This is a genomic window from bacterium, from assembly GCA_023150945.1.
Classification (GTDB): domain Bacteria; phylum Zhuqueibacterota; class Zhuqueibacteria; order Zhuqueibacterales; family Zhuqueibacteraceae; genus Coneutiohabitans.
The window spans coordinates 1-503 of sequence record JAKLJX010000118.1 but is presented as its reverse complement, the minus strand read 5'-3'; the positions used below and the strand labels follow the sequence as shown (position 1 = coordinate 503).

The following is a 503-nucleotide window of genomic DNA, read 5'->3' as shown; positions in this document are numbered from 1 at the left end:
AAACGGGCGCGATACAGGCCTTCGGGCAGAAAAACGCCGGTGGAATCGCGGCGCAGACGGGTGTCTATGTCGCGATAAGTATCTTCGGCCGTGCGGCGGTTTGAATAAGTGAGAAAGTACAGCATCTATTTTTGGGTTTCATAAAGTTATCATAAAAGCTTGTATGGCCTCTACGGCTGTAGGATATAGATCAAAGTAGCTATTACCCATTATCTCAGACACCCTCAATATATTTGAGTGGGGATTTATGCACTTAAGATCGCCTTGCAACATCCTTGCTTCACGTTTGATTCCCCAAATTATCCCTTCTCCTGCATCTGCTAGAAATTCCACATTGTTCAAACTTAAAATTATATTAATTCGCTGAGTCGAAATTAGATAACGCAACAATTCCAATAATACTCTGGAAAAAAATGAAAACCCATCCAACGTCATCGCCTGGCTATACACGCCACGTTTCGGTATTATGAAAGTTATGACCTTGCCATTGCTTATTTCTTCAT

At 41.9% G+C, this 503-nt stretch carries 1 protein-coding gene; it reads right to left on the bottom strand.

Annotation, left to right across the window (positions count from 1 at the left end):
• Positions 1-138 precede the first annotated feature (138 nt).
• On the bottom strand, positions 139-503 hold a 365-nt coding region (locus tag L6R21_28335; GenBank protein ID MCK6563111.1), incomplete at its 5' end, for a hypothetical protein.